This is a genomic window from Mesorhizobium sp. LjNodule214 (assembly GCF_964252735.1).
Classification (GTDB): domain Bacteria; phylum Pseudomonadota; class Alphaproteobacteria; order Rhizobiales; family Rhizobiaceae; genus Mesorhizobium.
This window is the reverse complement of sequence record NZ_CAXUPE020000002.1, coordinates 2,144,239-2,166,376: the sequence shown is the minus strand read 5'-3', so window position 1 is coordinate 2,166,376 and position 22,138 is coordinate 2,144,239. Positions and strand designations below refer to the sequence as shown.

Genomic DNA, 22,138 nt, shown 5'->3' with positions numbered 1-22,138 from the left:
CATGGTATTCCCGCTCGAACTTCATGACGCCGATACCGGCGGCGGCGAGCGTCGATGAGGCTTCGGTCTATCGTCTGCTCAAGGCGCACGGCCTGATCAACAGTCCGGCCTTCATCGTCATGAAGGCTGCCAACGAGTTCAAGGACAAGACGACGGCCCCCAACCAGCTATGGCAGACCGACTTCACCGAAAGCTGGCTGGATCGCGTTAAAGGCAACCGCATGCAGCCACAGCAAGGAGAGGGTGCAATTTTGCGCGAGGCGAGGGCGGACCGAGTGGCTCCGATATTTGCCGCTGCTCCTTCTCCGCCAGAGCTCCGTACAGGTGCAGTATAAGCTCGTCCCGCACACGCGGCATTTCCAAGGATGCAGCCGACAGTTGCGGTTCCCTTCCGCAATCGTCGGAGCCGAAGCCCGACGGATATCGACTATCCGCCGGGCGAGCCGCCCTTCAGTGGTGATGGGCGGAAACGCTCTTGACGTATTCGGACACAAGTTCCCTCGGCGCCGACTGACCGACGTCGCCGACGCTGAGAATGCCGACCATTCGCATACTCTTGTTGATCACCGGCAACCTGCGGATTTTCAGTTCCTCCATGTGCCGCATGGCCTTGGCCAGATCGTCGTCTTCGCGGCAGCAGTGAATGCCGGCAGTCATGACATCGCGCGCCGTCGCGGTACGGCTGTCGAAACCATCCTCCGCTAGTCCTTTGCAGACGATGTCGCGGTCGGTCACCATTCCGATCAACCGGTCGTTCTCTCCGATAGGAATCGAGCCAATATCCTCGGCTCGCATCATCTTCGCTAGTTCGGTGACAGGGGTTTCGGGGCTGACCCAGTCGACACCCTTGTGCATTGCGTCTTTGACTTTCATAGCGGACTCCCTTGCTGGTTGCCCCGCCGCTGAGTTGACGTTTGCTGACGAGGCCGCTGATTCCGGCGTTCTCCTGGGAATTATCTTGGTGCGATCATCATTCGTCATTCGTTATTTTCCTCCGGGCGCGGTCGCGTGAGCGTTCGGCGCATGACGGCCGCACCGAGATTCGCTGAGTGTAGCCACAAGGCGGAAGGGCCGGAATCCACCCTTAGGGGACCTACACGGCGGGTACCAAGCGTCTGATTTTATCCACTAGGCTCGTGCGAAGGAACCGCAACTCTCATGGGTTTTTGAACCTTTCGAGGGTCGCCAGATCCAATTGAGTCGTATGTATCAAACCGGCACACTATATATCGATGGTCGCCTGCACCTTCCCGGCAAGCCGGCGAGTGGAAGAGACCACCACGCTTTCGCCCAACAAAGGGAGAAGCGATAATGAGGTTCAATGACTCAGCGGACTCAAAGCAGCTTTCAATACTGGCCACAGTGGTCGATGATTATTGCCGTCAGGCCGGGATAGCAGTAGGCGATCCGGCCAGGGAACGTCTTGGCCGTCAAATCATCGAGTTGTTCCAAAGCGGCATGGATCAGCCAGACGAGTTGTTGTTGGCCCTAAACCATCACTACGACGAGTGGCTTGGTGAGGTTGGCCTGCCGTCGTCTCGTGCCGACCAAGCCGCATCGCTGATCTCTGGCGCTGCTCCCTCTCCTGCGGATCACCCGTCGATGTCGCCGCAACGCTTCCCCCAACGAAAAACCCCGCAGGAGCGGGGCTTCGAGTTTTTTTCGGCGCGGGCTTGCGGCTCCACTGAAAAAGTGGCGGAGCAGTTAGGCGACAGGGCCAGCGTCTGCCGTTACGGCGAGTCAGGATATCGTTGCATCATCGCCGTTCCGAGCCGCGTCGAACGCGGCCGGTCGATTGATGACGTTGCTGACGGCAGAACCAGCGAGTGTGCGCGTCACGGAAGCCGGAAAGCAGCGGTCGTTCAATTACGGAATTCGGATGGAATTGTATCGACTCCGACTAATCCTTGCACACCCCGCAAAGCTGCGCCGATGGCGCTTGCAAGGACGACAGGAAAACACCACCTATGGACTGATAGCGAACAAGCTGGAAACGTCGGTTCAAGTCCGACGGCCCCGACCGAATCGGGGTTTCGTCTAGGGTAGGACACCACACTTGGTAAACGCCGCTCCCTTCCGGTCGAGCGGCGTTTTCGTATCTTCTGTGAAAAGGCAACAAACGGCCCGCATTGTGGAAAGGCTAGCCTTGTAGCGCTGGCTAGTGCGTCCGCAACTCGAACTTGATCAGGACTTGCATAAGCTGCCTGCCTGTCTCGTCACTTTCGCCATTTCCAGGTGACATCGGTGAGCGTTGCGAACTGGCTTGGCAATACCGTCTGAGCGGCAAGCGATGCGAGATTCCTCTGCTTGATAAGCGCTGACTAACAGGTTGTTTGCAATCTTTGGGGGGATGCAGAAGCCCTTGATGCCTGCGAAGTCGGAGCCTGTCAGTGATCATGATGCACAGTGCCCAACCTCGGCAATTCTGAAGTGTCCGCATCAAGCATTTGTTGTCAGCAGACCGTGCGCGCGGTCTGAAATAAAGGAACTCGAACGCTGCACCAGTGCCGCCCGCAGCACTTGAAACCATGCCCGGGTCTTCCATGTAATACGCAATAGCGCACAACTTTCCGAATGAGGAAGCGCCGGCAGATGAGTCTGCTCCCCACCAGCAATTCAACTCAACAGAGCATCGCCGTGCCGACCAACGTTGGCCGGCAGCGTTAACAACAGAGCGTTTTCCTCTTCGTTGTCAGACGAAGGGAGATAAACAATGGCAAAGGTCGTTTGCGTCCTCTATGACGATCCGGTCGACGGTTATCCGACAAAATATGCGCGCGATGGCTTGCCAAAGCTCGACCGCTATCCCGGCGGCCAGACACTTCCCACGCCGAAGGCCGTCAACTTTGAACCGGGGGTCTTGCTCGGCAGCGTGTCGGGCGAACTCGGCCTGAGGAAATTTCTCGAAAGCGCGGGCCACAGCCTGGTAGTGACCTCGGACAAGGACGGTCCCGACAGCATTTTTGAACGCGAGCTCGTTGACGCCGAAATCGTGATCTCGCAGCCGTTCTGGCCGGCATATCTGACTGAAGAACGAATAGCCAAGGCAAGCAGACTGAAGCTTGCGATCACCGCCGGCATCGGATCCGACCATGTCGATCTTCAGGCCGCCATGGACCGCGGCATCACGGTCGCCGAGGTGACTTACTGCAATTCGATCAGCGTGTCCGAGCATGTGGTCATGATGATCCTGGGGCTCGTGCGCAACTACATCCCGTCCTACCAGTGGGTCGTGAAAGGCGGCTGGAATATCGCCGACTGCGTCGCACGCTCCTACGATATCGAAGGAATGCAGATCGGAACTGTCGGTGCCGGCCGGATCGGCAGCGCGGTGTTGCGCCGGCTGAAGCCGTTCGACGTCAAGTTGCACTACACCGATCGCCACCGCCTGCCTGAGGCGGTCGAGAAAGAACTTGGCGTCACCTTCCACCAGGACCCCGCATCCATGGTCGGCGTCTGCGACGTGGTCACGATCAATGCACCTCTGCATCCGGAGACGGAAAACCTCTTTGACGAGACGATGATCGCCAGGATGAAACGCGGCGCCTATCTGGTGAACACGGCGCGCGGCAAGATCTGCAATCGTGACGCCATCGCCCGCGCGCTGGAGAGTGGCCAACTCGCTGGCTATGCCGGTGACGTCTGGTTCCCGCAGCCGGCTCCCAAGGACCATCCGTGGCGATCGATGCCGCATCACGGCATGACGCCGCACGTCTCAGGATCGTCGCTCTCCGCCCAGGCGCGCTACGCCGCGGGCACCCGCGAAATTCTGGAATGCTGGTTCGAAGGCCGACCGATCCGTGAGGAATATCTGATCGTCGATGGCGGCAAGCTCGCCGGCGCTGGCGCGCATTCCTACAGCGCCGGCGACGCCACCCGCGGCTCGGAAGAGGCAGCACGCTTCAAGGCCAGGAGTGATCCGCGCTAGATCGATTTCCGCTGCGCTCGACTCGGACGAGAACAAGACAAGGGTGACGTGGGGGCAGATCGACATGGGTTCTGCTGCCAAGGTTGACGAAAAGACCAAGGCCGAACTCAAGAAAAATTGGACGATAATGCTGGCCGGTTCGAAAAAGTCCGCTAAAGAAGATTGATATGTCCGTGCCTCTGATTAGCGTTAACACGCTAGGGCGGAGCGGTTGGACGGGGACTCATCCCATCCGGAACAAGTCAGCTTCCGCGCATGCAGGGTGCGCCAGCCATCGGGCTGAAATTTGACCATTTGCTCACCCTATCAGTCAGCCACGACAGTTGCATGAGGGGCAAGGGGTTAGCCATGCTGCGCCTCGTAGGCTCTGCACGTTACCGGCGGATCGGCGCGGTTGGCGCTGCAGTCGTTCCTCGAGGGATCCTAAGCTTTCTGCCGCAAGTCGAACAACACCGCGTGCTCGGGCTATAGGGCCAGGTTCGGTCCTCAGGTCGCTTACCCACGTAGGAACAGATGAATTTCCTGACCGGGATGTTCAGTGGACGGGTAGGGAGACCCATTGGCCGTGAAACCGCGAGCCGGCAAGATTCGCCGCATGGCGGCATTATTGCTGCGTGTTGTAGCGAACACGGCTGATCCGCTTGCGAATGACAGCGCCGCGTCGGCGAGACGCCAGCCCAATTTATGACGGCGATGGCTTTCTGCGACGACCACATACCCTAGTTCGACTGGGTAGGCGGCGGCGTCCGCATTTGATTTCGACTTGGCAAAGACGGCGGTTCGATAGTCCGGCTCTGGATTTATAATCGCGGCAGTTCCGACCAGCTTCTTACCGTCATAGAGCATGACTAGGCCCCGCGCACCCTTGATGCGTTCAAGCAGCCCATAGTGGGAAACTTCGCCCTCCGAAACAGCCAACTTGACAAAGGCATCGAGTTCTTTGTCGGAATATCCATGCGGGGGCTTGGCGGTCAACGAACTGAGATGTTGCATTGCTTGAGCATAGGTCACTCAGATTGAGGTCGCAAATTCATCGACACGGGCGGGCCGAGAGCGCCCTCCTCAGTCCTCATCTTTCCAGATGATCCGCCGCACCACCCTTATCTCAAGCACGGTGAAGGATGGATCGCCGGGCCGCGCGATGTTCGCTACTTCAACCGCGGTCCTCTACCATGGGCAAAAAGTACCATCAGGCCTGTACGAGTGCCTTTATTTCACCGGAACAGGCATGGATTTGATTTATTCTAAGACAGGCTGCGAGCGGCTTATCACCGTTGTGGTGAATACAGGCGACGCAGGCCCGCCGTAGCGGCAAAAGTGGTCTTTCCGCCGGTGCCAGGATCCGCATCCACCCCGGACCACCAGAAAGCGAAACCCACATTTGCGATCTGCAGAAAGCTCCGTTGATTCTGATCGGCGGGGCTTTTACAGGGCCGCCGCCGAGCTCGCCTTGGCAACAATGGGGTACAAAGCTGGCCCAGCCCAGGCACAAGCGCCCGCCAGGACGCGGCAAGCGCTTCAGCGCTGGGCACAGACAGCGGCCGACAGAAACGCGCACTGCCGAGGCTCCCAGGCGGCCCGACAATCTGTTGGGGTAAGGTTCGACTGACCGCCGGGCCTGACCGGCTTGGGGGGCAAGCCGGCTAAGACGAACCTATTGGCGGCTCTGCAACAAAAACCAACTGCAGCCGTTTTCCCCCACTTTTGGCCCGGAGGAATTGCGGTGTCCGGCGGCCACAAAAAGGCTCGCTGACAAGGAGGAGCAGCGGGCTAAAACGAGGGGATGTCTGCGCAATTTACGCGACCTTTCCCAACGCGGCCGGATCGTGGATATCCAGCCGTGAGCGGCATTTGTACGCCTTCGACAATCGGTTGACGAGTAGCAACGAAGGACGAGAGGACCGGAACCTGGTTTTTACAAACCATGCCGTGACACCGGACAAGCGGCGCTAGGCGACGCGACGTCGTGCTGCACCGTCATTCGAACCCAGCCAGATAATTGCGTATTTGCTAATTTAGTGAAACGATGACGCAGGGACATAGGGCAAAGTGGCGCCGATTCTCGAACCGGGAGGTTTGGGATAGGCTGGGGAACAGAGAATGTATTTTCCGCAGTTTCTGGTCGGGATGTCTGCCACGACAGTCGTTGTGGCGATCTGGGCCTACATAGAAGCCAGTTCAATCTGGACCGCGCTCGGCTGGGCAATCCTTGCCATGGTCGTCCTGCAGGTCGGGTACGTCGGCCTGGTCGTTCGCTTGATAGTCAGGCGATCGGAAGCCGAGGACGCGGGGACGGCGTCGGTTGACCGTACGTCCCCGTTGGTGTTCCGGGATTTCTATTAGCAACAAAAACCCCAGCGCGAGGTCCGTGTCACGCATCGCCAAGTGCTCGACCTGGTGATGCTCCTCGATCGGTTCGGCCCGGATGCGCCGGCGATGGCGGACGACCTCATTCCGAGGCTGAAATGCGCGCTAAGTGCGCCGCAAGCAAGGGCTGATCTGCAATTCGGACACCAGGCCGAATGCCAATGGCAAGGCGAAGGTGGGCGATCAGAGGCTCTAAGGGCTGGACGTTTCAATCTAGGGTGATGAGAGCCTTTAATTGCGTCCGGCCTGGCTGAAAACAACCGTCCCGTCGTCTTTGCGAACTTCCACCGCTACGATACCGTGGATGCAGCGGACTATTTACTTGGACACGCTTTGAGCAGACAATTGCAAAATGGGCGGAAGCGGATCGGAGATTTCCCGAGTTCCTGAATAATTGCGCCCGAATGGCTTCCGACCCTTGGATGCAAGGGAGGAAAATCATGAGACTTACTTTTCCGCTCGCGGCGTGCACCGCGGCGCTGTTGCTCGGCGTTCCATCCGCATTCGCACAATCCGGCGGCGTCGAGAAAGCAGTCGGCGGCTACAGCTTCGAAGAAGCTGCAAAGGAAGCCGCCACCACGAAGGATTTCCATTCGGCCGATGGTCACCTCACTTTTGCGATCGTGACCCACACGGCCGGCAATGGCTTCTTCGATCCGGTCTATGTCGGCGCGCTGGCCGCCGGCAATCTGATCGGCGCCAAGATACTGCTGCTCGGCTCGGAATCTCCGACCGACGACCCGGCCCGCGAGATCGAAATCCTGAACCAGATCGTGCAGGATCCGACGATCGACGGGCTGATCATAACGACGCCCCAGGTCGGCGCCTATAACGATATCGTCAAGGCCGCCGAGGCTAGCGGCATACCGGTAGCCACAACCAATTCCTTCGACGGCACGATCCTCAACCGAAGCGGCATCAGCCACACTGGCCAGGACGCCTCCGCTGCGGGGATCGCCGGCGAGGCGCTGGTCAAGTGCCTGGCGGACAAGGGCATCGAGAAGGGCTCGATCGTCCTGCCTTCATCGACGGCGATGGGCAACATCGAGGTGAACAATCGCGTCACCTCGGCCTTCAACGCTATCGTCAAAGGCCTGAAGGACGCCGGCAAGCTTGACGCTTTCAGGGTCGACGCGGGTCCCGAGAACACCGGCATCGACACCAATCCGAACGATCCGGTGAACGGCATCGTGACGCTGTTCGAATCGCGCGGTGACGTCGTCGGCGCGTTCGCCGGCAACAACGTGTTCACGCCGGCGCTCGCCAAGGCCGTCGCCCAGACCGGAAAGGCCGGCAAGATCTGCGCCTACGGCTTCGATCTCGGCCCGGCTCAGCAGGATGCGTTGAAGAGCGGCGACCTGACCGGAGCTCTTGGACAGCAGCCCTTCTTGCAGGGCTTCTATCCGGTCATGCAGCTTTATCTGCAGATCGATCGCGGGATCGCGGCAGCCAATCTCGACACGCGTGCCCAACTGGTGACGCAGGAAACTGTGGGAAAGGTTGGCAAGCGCTTCGAGAACTGAGGAAGCGATCCTGAACCCGTCGCGGGAGGGCTGGCATCCTCCCGCGCATCTTGTCCCCGGGACCCTTTGATCAGCATGGCCGCCGAAGCTCTTGCCCGTCGCCTTCCACCCCAGCTCGTCGGAGGCTGGGAAATGGGATTGCTCACCCTGCTGGTGCTGATCTATCTCGGCGGCGCTGTGGTCAATCCGACGTTCTTCGGCTCGTCGGACGCGTTCCATGCACTGCTTCGCGACACCTCGCGGGTCGCCATCATCGCCGTCGGAATGACGTTCGTTATCGTCAACAAGGACCTCGACCTTTCGGTCGGCTCCATCTACGGCCTGGTGGCCGTGGTCTTTGCCAGGCTGTTTGCGCCAAGCTTCGCCGATCTCGACATCGTCACATCGGTAATCGTCTGCGTCCTTCTTGGCGTGCTGATCGGCTTGGTCAACGGCGTGCTCGTTACCGTCCTCAAAGTGCCGGCGTTCATCGCCACCTTGACTACGCTATTGATCGGCCGCGGTTTCGTGCTCGCGTTGACGCACGGGCAGGCGATCTATTATCCGGCCAAGGCGAAGGAAGCCCCGCTCTTCTTCCATCTCGGCGAGACGAACCTCTTCGGCTTCAACAACCAGATCGCGATCTTCGCGGTCGTTGCCGTGGTCGGCGCCTACGCGCTCGCCAACACCCGCTGGGGCTACGAGACCTTCGCAACAGGTGGCAACGAGCAGGCAGCGGTCTATGCCGGCATACCGACGAACTGGGTGCGCATCCGCGCCTATTTGCTCTCGTCGCTCTGCGCCACCGTCGCGGGCCTTCTGTCGGCCGCCCAGGACAAGGGCGTGACCCCGCTTTACGGCGTCAGCGGCGAACTGACCGTCATCGCAGCGGTAATCATTGGCGGCGCTTCGATTCTCGGCGGTCGCGGTCGCGTCGTTGGGTCCTGCCTCGGCGCCATGCTGGTCGTGCTACTCGACAAGGTGCTGCGCGAGGGTTTGCCGATCACGCGCACGATCAAGATTGGCGAGGAAGAGGTGACGGTCAACGCCGTCTACTCCCTGCCGGTGGGCGCGGTGCCGGTCTTCCTCGGGCTGCTGCTTGTCATCGCCGTGCTGATCGAGCCCTACCTCATCCGCCGCCAGGTCGCGGCGCGCCTCTGGGCATGGCTGCGTGGCAGGCCGCCGCCGCCCGCCTATGAGATCGGCGGCGTGGCGCTCGAGGGCGTCGTGACCAAGGGCGCAATGGCGACCGACATCGCACTGTCGGCGACCGGCTTCGGCAAGTTCCTCGCCCGGCGCGATGCGCTTGCTGTCATCCTGACCGTTGTGCTTTGGCTCGCCGGTCTTTTCCTCAGGCCGGATTACTGGTGGAACCTGTCCAACACTTTCGCGATCCTGCTCAACTATACCGAGTTGGCGCTGATCACGGTGGGGCTCACTTACGTCATTGCAGCCGGCGATATCGACCTCTCCGTCGGAGCGGTCCTCGCTTTGGCCGGCAGCGCGGCGGCCTATTTCCTGAAGGTCCTGGGCGCCGACCCCATCACCGCTGTCGCGATGGGCCTGCTTGCGGGAATGATCGCCGGCCTCGTCAACGCCGTCATCGCCGTCGGCTTGAAGCTCCCGGCCTTCATCGCCACGCTGGGCATGTTTTACATCGCCCGCGGCCTCGCGGCGTGGTTCGTCGCCGGCCAGCAGCTTACCGGCTGGCCGGAGGGCTACAACCTGCTCGGCCGCAAGGTGAACGACATCCTCCTTCATTTCGGCATCATGCTTCCGGACGGCATCTTCAGAACACTCGCCGAGGTGGTCAGCGTGCAGACGATCTGGATGCTCTTCGTCGCCCTGATTGCCGGCATCGTGCTCGCCTATACGCCGTTTGGGCAGAAGGTTTATGCGACCGGCGGTAACATCCGCGCCGCCGCCTATGCCGGCATTAACACCAACCGGGCGCGCTTCATCGCGCTCATGCTGTCGGCGTTCTGCGCGACCATGGCCGGGATCATCAACGTCGCCTACTTCCGAAGCTTCAATCCCGTTGCGGGCCAGTTCCGCGAACTTGACGCCATCGCCTCCGTGATCATCGGCGGCGGGTCGATCTTCGGCGGTTACGGCACCATGTTGGGTTCTCTCGCCGGCGCGGCCGTGATCACCCTCGTTCGGGCGCTGCTGCAGCTCAATGTTCAGGGCTTCAGCATGCCGCAGCATTGGATCAACGTCTTCATTGGCGTCATCCTCATCGCCGCCGTGCTGATCGACATCTGGGTGCGCCAGGCCAACCTCTTCGGCCGCCTGCGAACCCGCCTCGGGCGACGCGCACGAACCCCGGAGACGACCCATGCCTGATACTGCGTTGCCTCAACCGATCGTGGAAATGCGGGGCATCGAAAAGGCCTTTGGGGCCGTGCAGGCGCTTCGCAAGGTCGATCTGGTGCTCTATCCGGGCGAGATCCTTGGGCTGGTCGGCGACAACTCGGCCGGCAAATCGACGCTCATGAAGATCCTGACCGGCGCCTATCAGCGCGATGCCGGCGAAATCGTCGTTGCCGGACAACCGGTGCACTTCAAGAGCCCGCATGAGAGCCGCGATGCCGGCATCGAGATGATCTACCAGGATTTCGCGCTTTGCGGGAACATGGATGTCGGCCAGAACATCTTCCTTGGCCGCTGGCCGCGCAAGGGCCCCTTTGTCAATCGCCGGAAAATGTACGCGGAAGCCGACAGCGTGCTGAAGCGGCTCAAGGTCGACGTGAACTCCGTCTTCCAGAAGGTCGAGAGCCTGTCGGGCGGGCGCCAGCAATCGGTGGCGATTGCCCGCGCGATCTCGTTCGAGCCACGCGTCGTGATCCTCGACGAACCGACAGCCAACCTCTCGGTGATGGCGACCGAGCGGCTGCTCGAGACCATGCTGGAACTGAAAAAACAGGGCGTTGCGCAGATCATCATCTCGCACCGGCTGGTCGACATTTTCGCAGTGGGCGACCGTGTGATGGTGCTCAAGCGCGGCGAGAATGTCGGCGACCGTCACGTCAAGAACACCGACGAGCATGAGGTGCTGGAGATCATCGTCTCCGGCACGCGAGAACAGGCCCGTACGGCCGATCAGGCGAGGGCAGTTTGATTGATCGTGGTTACTCGTCATATACGAAATCGCCTAAGCCGCGATAGGTTGGCCCGGCAGGTGCAATGCCTGCCGCGCCATATCCGCCTCGGTGCGGATCATCTTTCTTGTGGCAAGTCTTTCCGGAACCCGTTCGCCGGTCTCGAAGTCGAGCGTCTCGCGCTGCAGCCGCACCAGCTCCGGGCTGGTCATGAGTTGCGCCATAACGTTCGAGAACGTGCTGGGATCGTCGACATAGCGGTGAACGAGCTTTGCCAGATCGCGCTCGGCAAAGACGCTGCGCTCGCGCGCAATCATGTCGAGAATGATTTCTGGACGGCGCTCAATCCGTTTCGCCGATTCCTGTCTCTGCTCCTCGGTCGCGGGCATCCTGTTTGCCGTCACCATGATGGCCGGGGTAGGGCTGACACTGTCCACGGTCGCCGTTCTGTCGATCCTGTTTCGCGAAAGGCTGGTGCATTTCTTCGACAGTCGCCCACTACTGTTCGATGCCATTTCCCGAACCATCGACGGTGTTGCCGGAATCATTCTTGTGGCCGTGGCCTTTTTGCAGCTCGGACGAACGTGAGTGTGTTTCAACAAAAGTAAGTTTCGACTGGAGCGAGCTTTGGGCTGACGCAAACCAGTCTCCTGCACCCCCGGCCGCTACGCCACGGCTTGGCACCACACCGGAAGGGCCGGAAGCGGCCCGCGTTCTGGTGTCAGAGCCATGGTCTCAGCGTAGACCGCTCGCATCCGCTCTATGATCCCTGAATACAACCAATTCTTTCGCACCTCGTGCGCGGCGGCTCGTCCCAGGCGATGCCGTAGTGCTGGCGTCCCGATGAGGCGAATAAGTGCCTGGCCAAGCGCCGTCGCATCGCGCGGCGGGAACAGCAGGCCGGTACGCTCGTGATCGAGGATTTCCGCCGGCCCGCCAACTGACGAAGCTGCGATTGGCAGGCCAAACAGCATTCCCTCGAGTACGACCATCCCGAATGGCTCATACCAGCTCGGCACCACGAGGACGTCAACTTCCTGATAAAGCCGAGCAAGCTGCTCTTGAGAAAGCCAACCGGTAAAATGAACTTGTTGCCTGAACCGTTCCAAGCCGGCAGGCAGCCAGCACCGCGCCATATCATCGCCACTGCAATGCCTGTGCCCGCCGGCAAGCACGAAGTGCGTGTCCGGTGCGTGCTGCAGTACAGTGGGTATGGCTTCGAGTAGCTCCCGCACGCCTTTACGGTCAACGAAGCGTCCTGAGAAAAGCACACGCAACGGATTCTTGTTGGTGCGGTCGCGTCTTGTAGCTGCAAGGGCATCGGGGCGGTCTTCGATGCCGTTGCCCACGATCCGGACCCGGTTGCGGGCGTCCGGACAGTAGGTTTCGACCAACTCGCGTTCACTTCTGGTGAGCGTCACAACAAGATCGGCCGAGGCGATCAATTCTTGCTGGATGTCCCACTGTGTTAGGCACTCCGGTGGGCCCTGAGCGATTTCGTACTCTGCTCGATCAAGCGAGTGCACGGTGTATACGATGGGTACCCCGGTGCGCATCCGCAACGCGTTAGCCAGAGGCCATAGCCAGAACGAGTGGAGATGAAGCACGTCCGGGCTCCAATTCCACAGCCAGCTGACGCCAACCGCTTCAGCTTCCTGGTGCGAAACATGGAGTAGGCGGACGCTCGGATTCTCATCCCAGGGAACCTCGGCGGTGGCGGGCAGCATCGTCATATCTGGCGCCTGCCAGTAAGATGGGCTGGCATTTCCCCCGACTAACATCACGCTAACCTCGATGCCAGCTTGCGATGACGCGCGCACCAAGCCTCCGATTGCCGTGCCGAGACCGCCGTAGATGAGGGGTGGGAACTCGGTCGTCAGGTGCAAGACCCGCATTTCGGCAACTCCATATGGCCCGCTGACCCACGAAAGGTCAGCGGAGCTGTGAGTGGTGTGGATTGCCCCCGTCGGTTACAGCGCAACTATCTGAATGTTGCGGAACGCGACCGAGCCAGAGTGGGTCTGCAATCCGATAAAGCGGGGGACAGCATTGGTGCTGGGCAAACCACGGTCGGGGTGCAGCGCGTCCGAACCCGCCACGAATGCGAATTGAGTAACCTGAACTCCATTCAGCGTTACGGTGTAGTTTTGCCCTTGCGCCATTATCTCGAAGGCATTCCATTCCCCGACCGGTAGCGTCGGCAATGCGTTGGGATTGTTGGGTCCCTGGAAGCCGTAAATTGCCGCCGTTTTGTGGACCGGCAAACCATCGGGCGCTGCCATCTGATCGATCTGAACTTCGAAACCAAAATCCACGCCCACATACGCTGTGTTGTCGTAGTTCCGGCTCTCCGGATCTGGAAAGCGCAGGAAAACGCCCGAATTGGCGTCTTCTTGCCAGCGCCGCCATTCGAGCCTCAGCACAAAGTCAGGTGGCGTCGGCTGCGTGTGCCACAACAGACCGATGTCGGTTCCAGGCTTCGCAACAAGTGCGCCGTTGGTCACGGAAAACCGGCCCGGATCGTCGTGCCCCGGCTGGTTCCGGATCGTTGACATCTGCCAGTTCTGTAGCGTGGCCCCGTCGAACAGAGAGGTGAAGCCTGCCTGTGCAACGAACGGCGTTGCCAGGTGGTCAGCAAGGCGTCGCGCCAGTGCCGTCCCTGTGAGCATCGGGTTCGGCGAGCCGACCGTCGGGAATAGCGCAGGTCCAGCGACGTAGAGATTGGGCACGCGGTGGAAGCGCGCATTGGCATTGGTAACTGACGTATTTGGGTCGTCACCCAAGGCCAACGTGCCGGCCTCGTGGTGAGTGGTGCCAAGGCCGTCGCGACGGCCTGGGAATGGCAGTACCGTCGAGGCAGCCTGATTGGCAGGGATGGGCTGGAATGCGCCGGCGACAAGTACTTCGTAGGGCTGGCCATTGGCAAATACCAGGCCGACTTCGTCAGCCGCAGTATCCATCGCGTCCCACAGCACTCCGTCTTCTGCCCCAGGGTTGATTGAGACAAACGCGCGGGCAATTCCGAACTCGTCAACTTCGCCGGCGAGCGTCACCTGACTTGCTGGATTGTTCGGCCTCAGTTCGCCGATGCCGCGAATTGTTATGACGATCTGGTCATCGTTGGCGTGACGGAAGGCGGCGATAGTGTCTACGTCGGGGATCTTCTTGAAGAGCTCTGCTTCGGAGTCAGTGCTCGGCGTGTTCAAGCCTGCAGCAGTGATTTGAAGGTGGAAATGGCCGAATAGCCCGTCGGCATGAGCATGACGGCCCTTGACGAACAGCGCCGATGCCTGAAGCTCATGCACGGCTGGGCTCAGCCCGTTTATGGCTGCTCGTGGCAGCCGCACTGTGAGGTTTGAACGCAAATGTGGCATGAGGTTAGCGCCGATGCGTTCTGCGCCAGGCAAGCCGGGCAGCGACACAAGAGCGAGCCGGGCATTTTCGATCGTGCCGAGTGCGAGCACGACCACCGCTTCCTCGGGGACCTGCACCGTGCCATGGTTTGTTTCAACCGCAACGACGCGACGAACTGGACCGCTGCCATCCGTGACCAGACGGGTGACGTGGCAATCTGGGACAACCATCAAGCGTTTCCGCGTATCGTCGCCACCCGACTCAAATTGCGCGGCGCGGCTAGTCTCCATCAACAGCGGCAGGCTCGAAAACTTGCTGAACGGAAAGAAGCCGGCGCGAGGCGGGCGCGCCTGGACTGCGAGCGGCGCTTCGAGTTTGTTCAGATTGCGCTGTGCGTTGGGAATGCCGTCGAGGTGCAGCGGCAGTTGCGCCAAGGGGATCGCATCGGTCACATTGTTGTTGTCGATGCCCTGCTTAAGCTGCGCGCGCAGGGCGGTGTGCAGCGCTCCGAAGATGAAGTCGTTCGTCGTCGTGGTTCCGATCTGCTCGGCGGCCTGACGAAAATATCCGTCTGCGCCGCTTGGCAGGGGGCTGTCTAAATCGGCGATGACGGCCGCCGGCCAGGCACCTGACAGTTCGGACGCCAGCAATTGCGGGGACCAGCCGCCGAAATAGACGGAACGGCCCCCAAGGCAATAGGCCAGCCCCGGGAAGCCGCGCGGGACGTCGGTGCGCCAGGGAAGCCCCCAGACTTCCGCGCGCGCGATGCCGGGGTCAACGGTGGTCGGACCCGGTACGTTGAGTCCAAGCAGCGGTAGATTCTGGACGTGCTCGGCGAGCACGAGGCGACCCGCATCGAGCACCAGCGCACGACGCGCGTGCGCCGTGTCGTTGTAGATCAGGTGCTGGGCGAAAATCGGTCCGAAGGAGCCGCCGCCGATCACGACCACATCGAACGGACGGGGGCTTGCGCCACTGTTGCTGCTTGCGAGGGCTTCATCGAGACCGTTGCAGACATAGCGCCCAAGCACGTCACGCGTGAAATCGGTGTTCTGCGGAACCGGACTGGTCGACATTACAACACTCCCCAAATCGGCGATGAAGGTGGCTGAACGCTGTGCACGACCACCCACGGTCACTGTATCCGGGCAAGTGCCACTCCAATGTGATCGGGCTCACAGTTTGGTTTGGAATTCGCGGGTTGAAACGATCGTGGTGAGGCCAAATGTATCCGACCTGTCGTTGGGTTGCTTCAGCGCCAGGAAGGTCCGCAACTCAACGCGATTCAGACGTTTTCTTTCGATCGACGAAAGGTCCGAATTGGGTCGCATGCCGGACGCCATGATCATCCGCCGGCAGACCGTCGGCACCCGTTGGGGACGCTCAAGGTGTGGATGGGCAGTACCCATTTCCTGACTAGGACCTCGAAAAGGTCAAACCGAGATGGGCTTGCTGGTGCTCGCCTACAACATGAAGCGCATGATCAACATCTTCGGCGTAAAGCCGCCGATGACGGCAATCGCCGTCTGATCCACACCCCTGCCTGCCAGCGGCCTCTTCGCTGCCACGCTCAGGACAGGCGAGACCGGTCAGGCCGGGAACAGGGATAACCCATGCGATGTCGGAGGCATCATAGCCTGCAAAGCAGATTGGGACCTTGTTCGCCGACCCCATCAGGGCCAGCAGCTTCAAACGGCTGCATGAACAGGCCGGACAGAAGACGGCACCCGACCAATGCGCCAGAACAGCGAATTACCTCTTGCAATACGGGAGCCATCCACAGAAGACATCGCGGGGGATCATTGTGGACGTCGTGGTCAACACGCCATTTCCAGACCTACGCGGGGACAAGCGCTAACGCCTCGTCTCGACCCTTCGACGGCGCTCACTGCTGCTGAGGGCAATGGCTGCCTCGGGGTCCGCAAGCAGACCCAATTTGACTGTTGGCAGCGGTGCGCGAAAGGCATTCCGTTGCTGCCCACCCTCCACATCGCGGTCACCCGCATCGCCTATCGTTAGCGGCCCGGCAACTGACCGATCACGTTGCAATCGACCGTGCGGTCTGAACGCGTGGTGTAGGCGGCGTGGATCACCTGACCCATTTTCATGGAGATTTCACGCACCAGCTTTCGACGGACTGCGGTGGCGAACATGCCAGCTTCGGTGACGCCGATTGCAAATGCGTCTGGTCCGCCAATGACGCAACGCTCGAAATAGGATTGCAGGTTGGAACGGTCGTACATCGCAAACCCGTCGGCCCCGCCAATGCGGGGCAGTGCGATAGGCAGCCCGTTGATCGTCACGCCTTCCGCGAAAAGAACCTGCCGGATGGGGTCAAGGAGCGCTCCGGCATTGTTGGGTCCGTCGCCGGATACGTCAATAACCCTGCGCGGGCTGCGCAAGCCACTCTTCGCGAACAGATCATTCGCGGCCGACAATGCGCCGGAAATCGACGTTCCGCGGCCTTCAGTCAGCGGCAGCGCCGCGAGCCTGTCTGCCAAAGTCAGAGCGTCGTCGAGGCTTTCGACAATTGTCCACGGCATGATGACTGTTTGCTGACGTGGCCCTGCCCACTCCAGATAAAGCACTGCGATTCTGCCCCGCTCTCCCGACTTGATTGCCCTCGCGATGTCCGCGTGGCGGAAGGCACCGGCGTAGCCGTCACGTTGCACTCTTTGCTCAACGCTGCTCATCGAGGGCGAGACGTCCACGGCAAGGATCAATTGCAGATCGACTTCGGCCAGATCGTACGCGGGACGGTCGGTCGAGTGAGCCTGTGACGCCATCGAGAAGAACAGAGTGAACAGGCAGACGCCCGTGAGCCGTAGCACCGGTCTTGCACCCGCACATCGAGCAATCTGCACCAAGTAGTCCATGGCGAACCTCTCGCTGACAATGCAATTGTCGGTCGCAATTGTCGGTCCGAGGGGTCTCCTGGGTCACGAACGGCTTCCGATCATTCGCCGAAATCTGCACTCTCCGCTGATCTGGATGGTGATGACCCTTCGCAGCGCGAAACCGTGCTAAGATCGAAGAGTTGGACTGCGGCTTCGTGCTTGAGGGAACCGGCTTGACTAACTCGCCGCCCACGATGTTCGTGCTCAACGGCGTTACCGCCGACGTGAGTAGCGAGACCTTGCGCGACAAGTCCAACAGGACAATCGCACTTCGCCATCAGACCTTCGCGGTGCTTCGTCATCTTTTGGAGAACGCTGATAGCGTCGTCACCAAGGACGACCTGATGAGGGCGGTCTGGAACGGGATAGCCGTCACCGACGACAGCCTGGTGCAATGCATTCACGAGATCCGTGCGGCGCTCAACGACAGTCGGCAGGCCGTCGTGCAGACAGTGCCGAGGCGCGGTTACAGGTTGGTCCTTCCCTCAAATGCCGGACCGAGAATGGCCACCATCCTGGCAGCCGAATTGGCCCCTGAGGGCCGGCCGACAGGCAAGGATGAGCGGATCTCTGCTGCAACCTTCCGGGCGTACAGGCAGATCGTCGATCGGCTGCTGGTTCAACATGCGGGTCGCGTGTTCTGGAGCGCCGAAGAGAGCGTGGCCGCCGAGTTCACCGGCCCAGTCGAGGCGATGCGGTGTGCGAGCGAGATCCAGCATGACGTCGATAGGCGGAACTGCGAAGTTCCCGAGACAAAGCGCCTGCGCTTTCGCATTGGCGTTCACCTTGGCTATGTCGTCGCAGAGGGCGACCACCTCGCGGGCGAGGCCGTCGAGGTCGCCGCTCATCTGCAAACATTGTCGCGACCGGGCGGGATTTGCGTCACGGAAGCGGTCCACGCCCAGGCACAAGACCGACTCTCGCTGGAATTCGTCGATCTCGGCGAGCACAAGCTGAAGAACGTCGCACGCGCCTTGCGCATCTATCGCGTGCCCCTTGCTTCGGAGGAACCGGTCAAGTCGCCATTTCGCGGTCTCGATGCATTCGAATTCGAAGATGCCGACCTCTTCTTCGGCCGAGCGCGGGCGATTGCTGCCTGCACTGCAAGACTGGAGCAGCAGGCAACCGGCGGCACGGCATTCCTGCTCATCTACGGAATGAGCGGTTGCGGCAAGTCTTCGCTCCTGCGCGCTGGCCTGCTGCCGTCATTGACACGGCCTGGAGCCGTCGCGGGAATATCCTTGTGGCGCCGCTGCCTGATCCGCCTGTCCGAAGGACCGGACGCATTCGCTGTGCTGGCAGCGGCACTGCTTCGCGAAGCTGCTGTGCCGGAACTGGCCTGCGAAGTAACAGCCGCGGAGTTTGCCCTGCTTTGCAGGAGCGCGCCGGATCGGGCACTGGCGATGGTCCGGCAGGCTCTTGGCAAGGCCGCCGGGTCGGCCCGCTCGCAGATCAGATTGCTTGTCGCCATCGATCAGCTGGAGGACCTGTTCACGACAGAGAAGCAGCCGGCGACGCGCGAGGCCCTTGTTCGGCTCATGGCGGCGCTAGCCGCGAGCGGACTGGTCTGGGTGATCGCGGCGATCCGTTCGGACTTTTTTCACCGCTGTGGTGAGGTCCCGGGTTTCTCGGCGCTCAAGGACGGCCTCTCCAGCTACGAACTCCTGCCGCCGACTGGCCCAGAGATCGCGCAGATCATCCGCGAACCGGCGGGCGTTGCCGGACTCCGCTTTGAAGAAAGTGCCGAATTGGGGCGGCTCGATGATGTGCTGCAGGAGGGAGCAGCTGCCGATCCCGGATCATTGCCGCTTCTCGAGTTTGTGCTCGACGCGTTGTACCAGGCCGGCCGCGAGCGCCGAGTTCTCACCTTTGCGAATTATCGCGCGCTCGGCGGGCTCGAAGGCGCAATCGCGCGCCGCGCCGATGAAGTCGTAGACTTACTCGCGCCCGAGATCCAGGAGGCCTTACCCCCGGTACTGGGCGCCCTCACAACAGCACGTCCGGGCGATGAAACGGTGACGGCACGTCCGGCCCTGCTCACCGAAGTTGCAGGCACTCCCGCGCGATCGGCCCTAGTCAGGGCCCTGATCGACGCACGGCTCCTTGTCAGCGATGAGGACGCCGGAGGGCATGTCGTCGTCCGCGTTGCACATGAAGCACTGTTGAGCCGTTGGCCGCGCGCCGGTGACATTGTGAATGCAAACCGGAACTTCCTCGAGACGCGCGACCGCCTTGGGGCCGACGCTCACCGATGGCACCTGGAGAGCAGGAATCGAGAGCTTCTCCTTCCGTCTGGCAAACGGCTCGCGGAGGGCGAAGAACTGCTGCTGTCAAGACGGGAGGAGGTCGACGATGACGTCCTTGAATACATCGAGGCGTCCTTGCGTGCCCATCAGCAGAAAGAGGAGAAGGACCGGCACGCAGAGCTGGCGCTGATCGAGGCCGCCGAAGAGGCAAAACGCGAGCGCCTGGAGCGCGAGGCCGAGCGGCGGAGCCTCGCGGCTGCCGCGGCAAACCGGCTTGCCCGACGTACGCGCAATGCCGCGATTGTGGCGATAATGCTCGCTCTCATGGCGGGCGCAGGTGCACTGGTCGCCTTCAGGGCGCAGGAGGAAGCAAGGTGGCAACGCGACCAGGCGCTGCGCAACCAGTCTCTTTCGCTCTCGTTGCTTTCGCAGCAGTCCACGGCGACAGGTAACACCGAGGCTGCGATCCTCTTGGCGCTCGAAGCACTGACCTCGAAAGACCAGTCCGAGCGGCCATATCTCTTTGAAGCGGAGGCAGCCCTCTACAAGGGTCTGTTGGCGCATCACCAGATCAAAATCTTCCGGCATGCCGCCGGCGTAGCGGATGCGGCGTTCAATCCGGCCGGCGATCACATCGTCACTGCATCCCACGATAAAACTGCAGGCGTCTGGGACATCTCCAGCGGTGCCGAAACTGCAGTTCTAAAAGGTCATGAAGGGACTGTGGAGAGGGCTGCATTCAGTCCGGACGGGAGCCGTATCCTGACGGCCGCGAGGGACGGCACTGCACGCGTCTGGAACGCCATCTCGGGAGAACAGCTCTTCATCCTGCAGCCGGTAGGGAATTATCCAACGGCAATCTTCAGCCCGAATGGCAACCAGGTGCTGACGGCGGGGGAGAACAGCGATGCAGCGCTCTGGGACGCTCGGACCGGAAAGAAAGTCCTGAGTGTAAGCAGCGACGGATATGCACGGGCTGACTTCAGTCCCGACGGTCGCAGCTTCGCGACGGCACGCAAGCACCTTGTTTCGATCTGGAATACCGCAGATGGCGCACTGACGCGGTCAATCCGGGTGAACTTCCGGCCCTACAGCCTGGCATTCAGCCCGGACGGAAGCCGGCTACTGGCTGGCGCGTGGGGCTCGTTTTCATACGGCGGCGCTTCCAGCCTTTGCGATGTGTCGAAAGGAACGGAGATCGCAAAGCTGGCCGGGCAGAAGAGCGACACGCAATTGAACGGTGTGATTTTCAGTCACGGGGGTCAGCGAATCGCCGCGGTATCACTCGACGGCGCTGCCCGGATTTGGGATGGAGCGCTAGGAACGCTGCATGACCTGCTTGGCCAGGAGGTTTCGGGTTTGAAGCTGGCTGATATCGGTGCGGATGAACGCGATGCGGAGATGAACGGTGCTTTCAGCCCGGACGACCGCTTCCTGGCGACCGCTTCAGTCAATGGGCCGATCCGCATCTGGGACGTTGAACGCGCCTCGTTGGTCACGACGATCGCCGGTCATGAATCTTTGGTCGAGCATCTGGATTTCAGCCCGGTTGACAGCAACATTCTTCTCACCGCTTCACACGATGGCACAGCTCGGCTGTGGGATGTCGACGGCGTCCTGACGACGACGCTCTCTCATGAATATCGGCCGACTTTCGCGGCCTTCAGTCCCGACAATGTCCACCTGCTGACCGGTGGCGGCGACAGCGCGGCGCATCTGTGGGATGTTGTGAGCGGCCGCGAGATAGTCCGGCTCGATACCCATGAGATCGTTCAACGCGCGACGTTCAGTCCCGATGGAAGGCGCGTCGCGACGGCATCGCTTGGGGGCCAGGTCCGAATTTGGGAGGTGGCCAGGGGATTCGAGACCGCCCAGTTCCGATCGCATGGCGGACTGATCCAGATCCAGTTCGGTCGCGATGGCAAATCGCTTGTTTCCGCATCGATCGACGGTACCGCGCAGCTGTGGGACGCGGCGACCGGCACCGAGCTGGCCGTCATCAAAACAAGCAGCAAGCTGCCGCAGGCCATTCTTAGCCCCGACGGACGTCTGATCCTCGTGGCCATGGAAGACAATGCGGGCCACCTCCTGAAGGCGGGCGGGGCTGAGCTTAAGGCTCTTGTGGGGCATCAGGATCGCATCACGGCAGCGGCCTTCAACCCGAACGGTCAACTGGTCGCCACGGGCTCACTCGACCATACGGTCCGAATTTGGTCGACCACGGACGGAGCAAACGTCGCAACGCTAGAGGGACATACCGACGAGGTGACGGTGGTCGCCTTCAGCCCGGACGGTCAGTCGCTGCTGACTGCCTCACGCGATGGAACCGTCCGGATCTGGAACGTCTCTGGTGGACTGGAAAGGGCCGTTCTTAGGGCCCACAGCGGCGCGGTGGACAGCGCCCAGTTCAGTCCCAGTGGTTTGTATGTCGTGACCGCGTCGTCCGAAGATCGCACGGTCCGGCTATGGGCGACGCAATCGGGGCGCCAGATTGCCGTCCCTGCCAGCCAGGACGAAGCGACCGTTCGACCGAGCCTTACACGCGCAGCTTTCAGTTCCGACGGCACCCAGGTCGCAATTGTTTCCGGCGAAGAAAGGGTCCGTATCGTTCGCGTCTTCCAGACGCCCAACGACCTCATTGACTTCGCCCGGCGCACCGTGCCTCGCGAACTCACCTCTTGCGAGCGGCGAAGCTTCTTCCTTCCTGAAGACCCTGCAGCTGGTACTTGTCCGGGCTGACGGC

General features: G+C 61.1%; 14 protein-coding genes and 2 pseudogenes. 9 read left to right on the top strand and 7 right to left on the bottom strand.

Annotated elements, in window-relative coordinates; translation table 11 throughout:
* Positions 1–50: 50 nt before the first annotated feature.
* Positions 51–188 (top strand): annotated as a pseudogene (locus tag ACSQ3Z_RS24165) (IS3 family transposase); the annotation flags it as partial.
* 262 nt (positions 189–450) lie between these two features.
* Here the strand turns inward: ACSQ3Z_RS24165 and ACSQ3Z_RS24160 are convergent.
* Positions 451–873 carry a CBS domain-containing protein gene (locus tag ACSQ3Z_RS24160; RefSeq protein WP_436173977.1) on the bottom strand — a complete coding sequence of 141 codons (423 nt, stop codon included), beginning with the start codon at positions 871–873 and terminating at the stop codon, positions 451–453.
* A 438-nt stretch (positions 874–1,311) separates the two neighbouring features.
* Between ACSQ3Z_RS24160 and ACSQ3Z_RS24155 the strand changes: the two genes are divergently transcribed.
* Positions 1,312–2,046 (top strand): hypothetical protein, encoded by a 735-nt coding sequence (locus ACSQ3Z_RS24155; protein ID WP_436173757.1) that lies wholly within the window; start codon positions 1,312–1,314, stop codon positions 2,044–2,046.
* Positions 2,047–2,713: 667 nt separating this feature from the next.
* A complete protein-coding gene (locus ACSQ3Z_RS24150; protein ID WP_436173756.1) occupies positions 2,714–3,928 on the top strand; it encodes an NAD-dependent formate dehydrogenase in 1,215 nt (404 codons plus the stop codon).
* Positions 3,929–4,423: 495 nt separating this feature from the next.
* On the opposite strand, the gene ACSQ3Z_RS24145 is transcribed toward ACSQ3Z_RS24150, so the two are convergent.
* Positions 4,424–4,939 (bottom strand): GNAT family N-acetyltransferase, encoded by a 516-nt coding sequence (locus ACSQ3Z_RS24145; RefSeq protein WP_436173755.1) that lies wholly within the window; start codon positions 4,937–4,939, stop codon positions 4,424–4,426.
* A 1,089-nt stretch (positions 4,940–6,028) separates the two neighbouring features.
* Between ACSQ3Z_RS24145 and ACSQ3Z_RS24140 the strand changes: the two genes are divergently transcribed.
* The 4 genes from ACSQ3Z_RS24140 (at position 6,029) to ACSQ3Z_RS24125 (ending at position 10,918) form a co-directional block, all read left to right on the top strand.
* Positions 6,029–6,271 carry a hypothetical protein gene (locus tag ACSQ3Z_RS24140; RefSeq protein ID WP_436173754.1) on the top strand — a complete coding sequence of 81 codons (243 nt, stop codon included), beginning with the start codon at positions 6,029–6,031 and terminating at the stop codon, positions 6,269–6,271.
* 464 nt (positions 6,272–6,735) lie between these two features.
* Positions 6,736–7,818, top strand: coding sequence for a substrate-binding domain-containing protein (locus ACSQ3Z_RS24135; protein ID WP_436173753.1), 1,083 nt, complete (start codon positions 6,736–6,738; stop codon positions 7,816–7,818).
* A 75-nt stretch (positions 7,819–7,893) separates the two neighbouring features.
* On the top strand, positions 7,894–10,143 hold the full coding sequence (locus ACSQ3Z_RS24130; protein WP_436173752.1) for an ABC transporter permease: 2,250 nt from the start codon (positions 7,894–7,896) through the stop codon (positions 10,141–10,143).
* On the top strand, positions 10,136–10,918 hold the full coding sequence (locus tag ACSQ3Z_RS24125; protein WP_436173751.1) for an ATP-binding cassette domain-containing protein: 783 nt from the start codon (positions 10,136–10,138) through the stop codon (positions 10,916–10,918). Before ACSQ3Z_RS24130 ends, ACSQ3Z_RS24125 begins: the two co-directional genes overlap by 8 nt.
* Before the next feature lie 33 nt (positions 10,919–10,951).
* Here the strand turns inward: ACSQ3Z_RS24125 and ACSQ3Z_RS24120 are convergent, their stop codons facing one another.
* The 4 genes from ACSQ3Z_RS24120 to ACSQ3Z_RS24105 all read right to left on the bottom strand — a co-directional run bounded on the left by ACSQ3Z_RS24120 (position 10,952) and on the right by ACSQ3Z_RS24105 (position 15,595).
* Positions 10,952–11,539: a hypothetical protein gene (locus ACSQ3Z_RS24120; RefSeq protein WP_436173750.1), complete on the bottom strand. Its 588-nt coding sequence runs from the start codon at positions 11,537–11,539 to the stop codon at positions 10,952–10,954.
* A 24-nt stretch (positions 11,540–11,563) separates the two neighbouring features.
* Positions 11,564–12,793, bottom strand: a complete 1,230-nt coding sequence (locus ACSQ3Z_RS24115) for a glycosyltransferase family 4 protein (protein WP_436173749.1) — start codon at positions 12,791–12,793, stop codon at positions 11,564–11,566.
* 75 nt (positions 12,794–12,868) lie between these two features.
* Positions 12,869–15,328 carry a family 16 glycoside hydrolase gene (locus tag ACSQ3Z_RS24110; RefSeq protein WP_436173748.1) on the bottom strand — a complete coding sequence of 820 codons (2,460 nt, stop codon included), beginning with the start codon at positions 15,326–15,328 and terminating at the stop codon, positions 12,869–12,871.
* Positions 15,329–15,427: 99 nt separating this feature from the next.
* Positions 15,428–15,595: a hypothetical protein gene (locus ACSQ3Z_RS24105; protein ID WP_436173992.1), complete on the bottom strand. Its 168-nt coding sequence runs from the start codon at positions 15,593–15,595 to the stop codon at positions 15,428–15,430.
* On the opposite strand from ACSQ3Z_RS24105, the pseudogene ACSQ3Z_RS24100 reads away from it, so the two are divergent.
* Positions 15,573–15,782: pseudogene (locus tag ACSQ3Z_RS24100) on the top strand (IS5/IS1182 family transposase); the annotation flags it as partial. The gene ACSQ3Z_RS24105 and the pseudogene ACSQ3Z_RS24100 sit on opposite strands and share 23 nt — an antisense overlap.
* Positions 15,783–16,267: 485 nt before the next feature.
* Here the strand turns inward: ACSQ3Z_RS24100 and ACSQ3Z_RS24095 are convergent.
* Positions 16,268–17,128: a DUF1194 domain-containing protein gene (locus ACSQ3Z_RS24095; protein WP_436173747.1), complete on the bottom strand. Its 861-nt coding sequence runs from the start codon at positions 17,126–17,128 to the stop codon at positions 16,268–16,270.
* A gap of 215 nt (positions 17,129–17,343) precedes the next feature.
* Here ACSQ3Z_RS24095 and ACSQ3Z_RS24090 point away from each other — a divergent pair, with 215 nt between their 5' ends.
* Positions 17,344–22,134, top strand: a complete 4,791-nt coding sequence (locus ACSQ3Z_RS24090) for an nSTAND1 domain-containing NTPase (RefSeq protein ID WP_436173746.1) — start codon at positions 17,344–17,346, stop codon at positions 22,132–22,134.
* The last annotated feature ends 4 nt before the right edge of the window (positions 22,135–22,138 follow it).

Excerpts from the sequence above, each read along its gene's own strand:
- ACSQ3Z_RS24160 (WP_436173977.1), bottom strand. The coding sequence starts at position 873 with ATGAAAGTCAAAGACGCAATGCACAAGGGTGTCGACTGGGTCAGCCCC.
- ACSQ3Z_RS24155 (WP_436173757.1), top strand. The coding sequence starts at position 1,312 with ATGAGGTTCAATGACTCAGCGGACTCAAAGCAGCTTTCAATACTGGCC.
- ACSQ3Z_RS24150 (WP_436173756.1), top strand. The coding sequence starts at position 2,714 with ATGGCAAAGGTCGTTTGCGTCCTCTATGACGATCCGGTCGACGGTTAT.
- ACSQ3Z_RS24140 (WP_436173754.1), top strand. The coding sequence starts at position 6,029 with ATGTATTTTCCGCAGTTTCTGGTCGGGATGTCTGCCACGACAGTCGTT.
- ACSQ3Z_RS24135 (WP_436173753.1), top strand. The coding sequence starts at position 6,736 with ATGAGACTTACTTTTCCGCTCGCGGCGTGCACCGCGGCGCTGTTGCTC.
- ACSQ3Z_RS24130 (WP_436173752.1), top strand. The coding sequence starts at position 7,894 with ATGGCCGCCGAAGCTCTTGCCCGTCGCCTTCCACCCCAGCTCGTCGGA.
- ACSQ3Z_RS24125 (WP_436173751.1), top strand. The coding sequence starts at position 10,136 with ATGCCTGATACTGCGTTGCCTCAACCGATCGTGGAAATGCGGGGCATC.
- ACSQ3Z_RS24115 (WP_436173749.1), bottom strand. The coding sequence starts at position 12,793 with ATGCGGGTCTTGCACCTGACGACCGAGTTCCCACCCCTCATCTACGGC.
- ACSQ3Z_RS24110 (WP_436173748.1), bottom strand. The coding sequence starts at position 15,328 with ATGTCGACCAGTCCGGTTCCGCAGAACACCGATTTCACGCGTGACGTG.
- ACSQ3Z_RS24105 (WP_436173992.1), bottom strand. The coding sequence starts at position 15,595 with ATGGCGTCCGGCATGCGACCCAATTCGGACCTTTCGTCGATCGAAAGA.
- ACSQ3Z_RS24095 (WP_436173747.1), bottom strand. The coding sequence starts at position 17,128 with ATGGACTACTTGGTGCAGATTGCTCGATGTGCGGGTGCAAGACCGGTG.
- ACSQ3Z_RS24090 (WP_436173746.1), top strand. The coding sequence starts at position 17,344 with ATGTTCGTGCTCAACGGCGTTACCGCCGACGTGAGTAGCGAGACCTTG.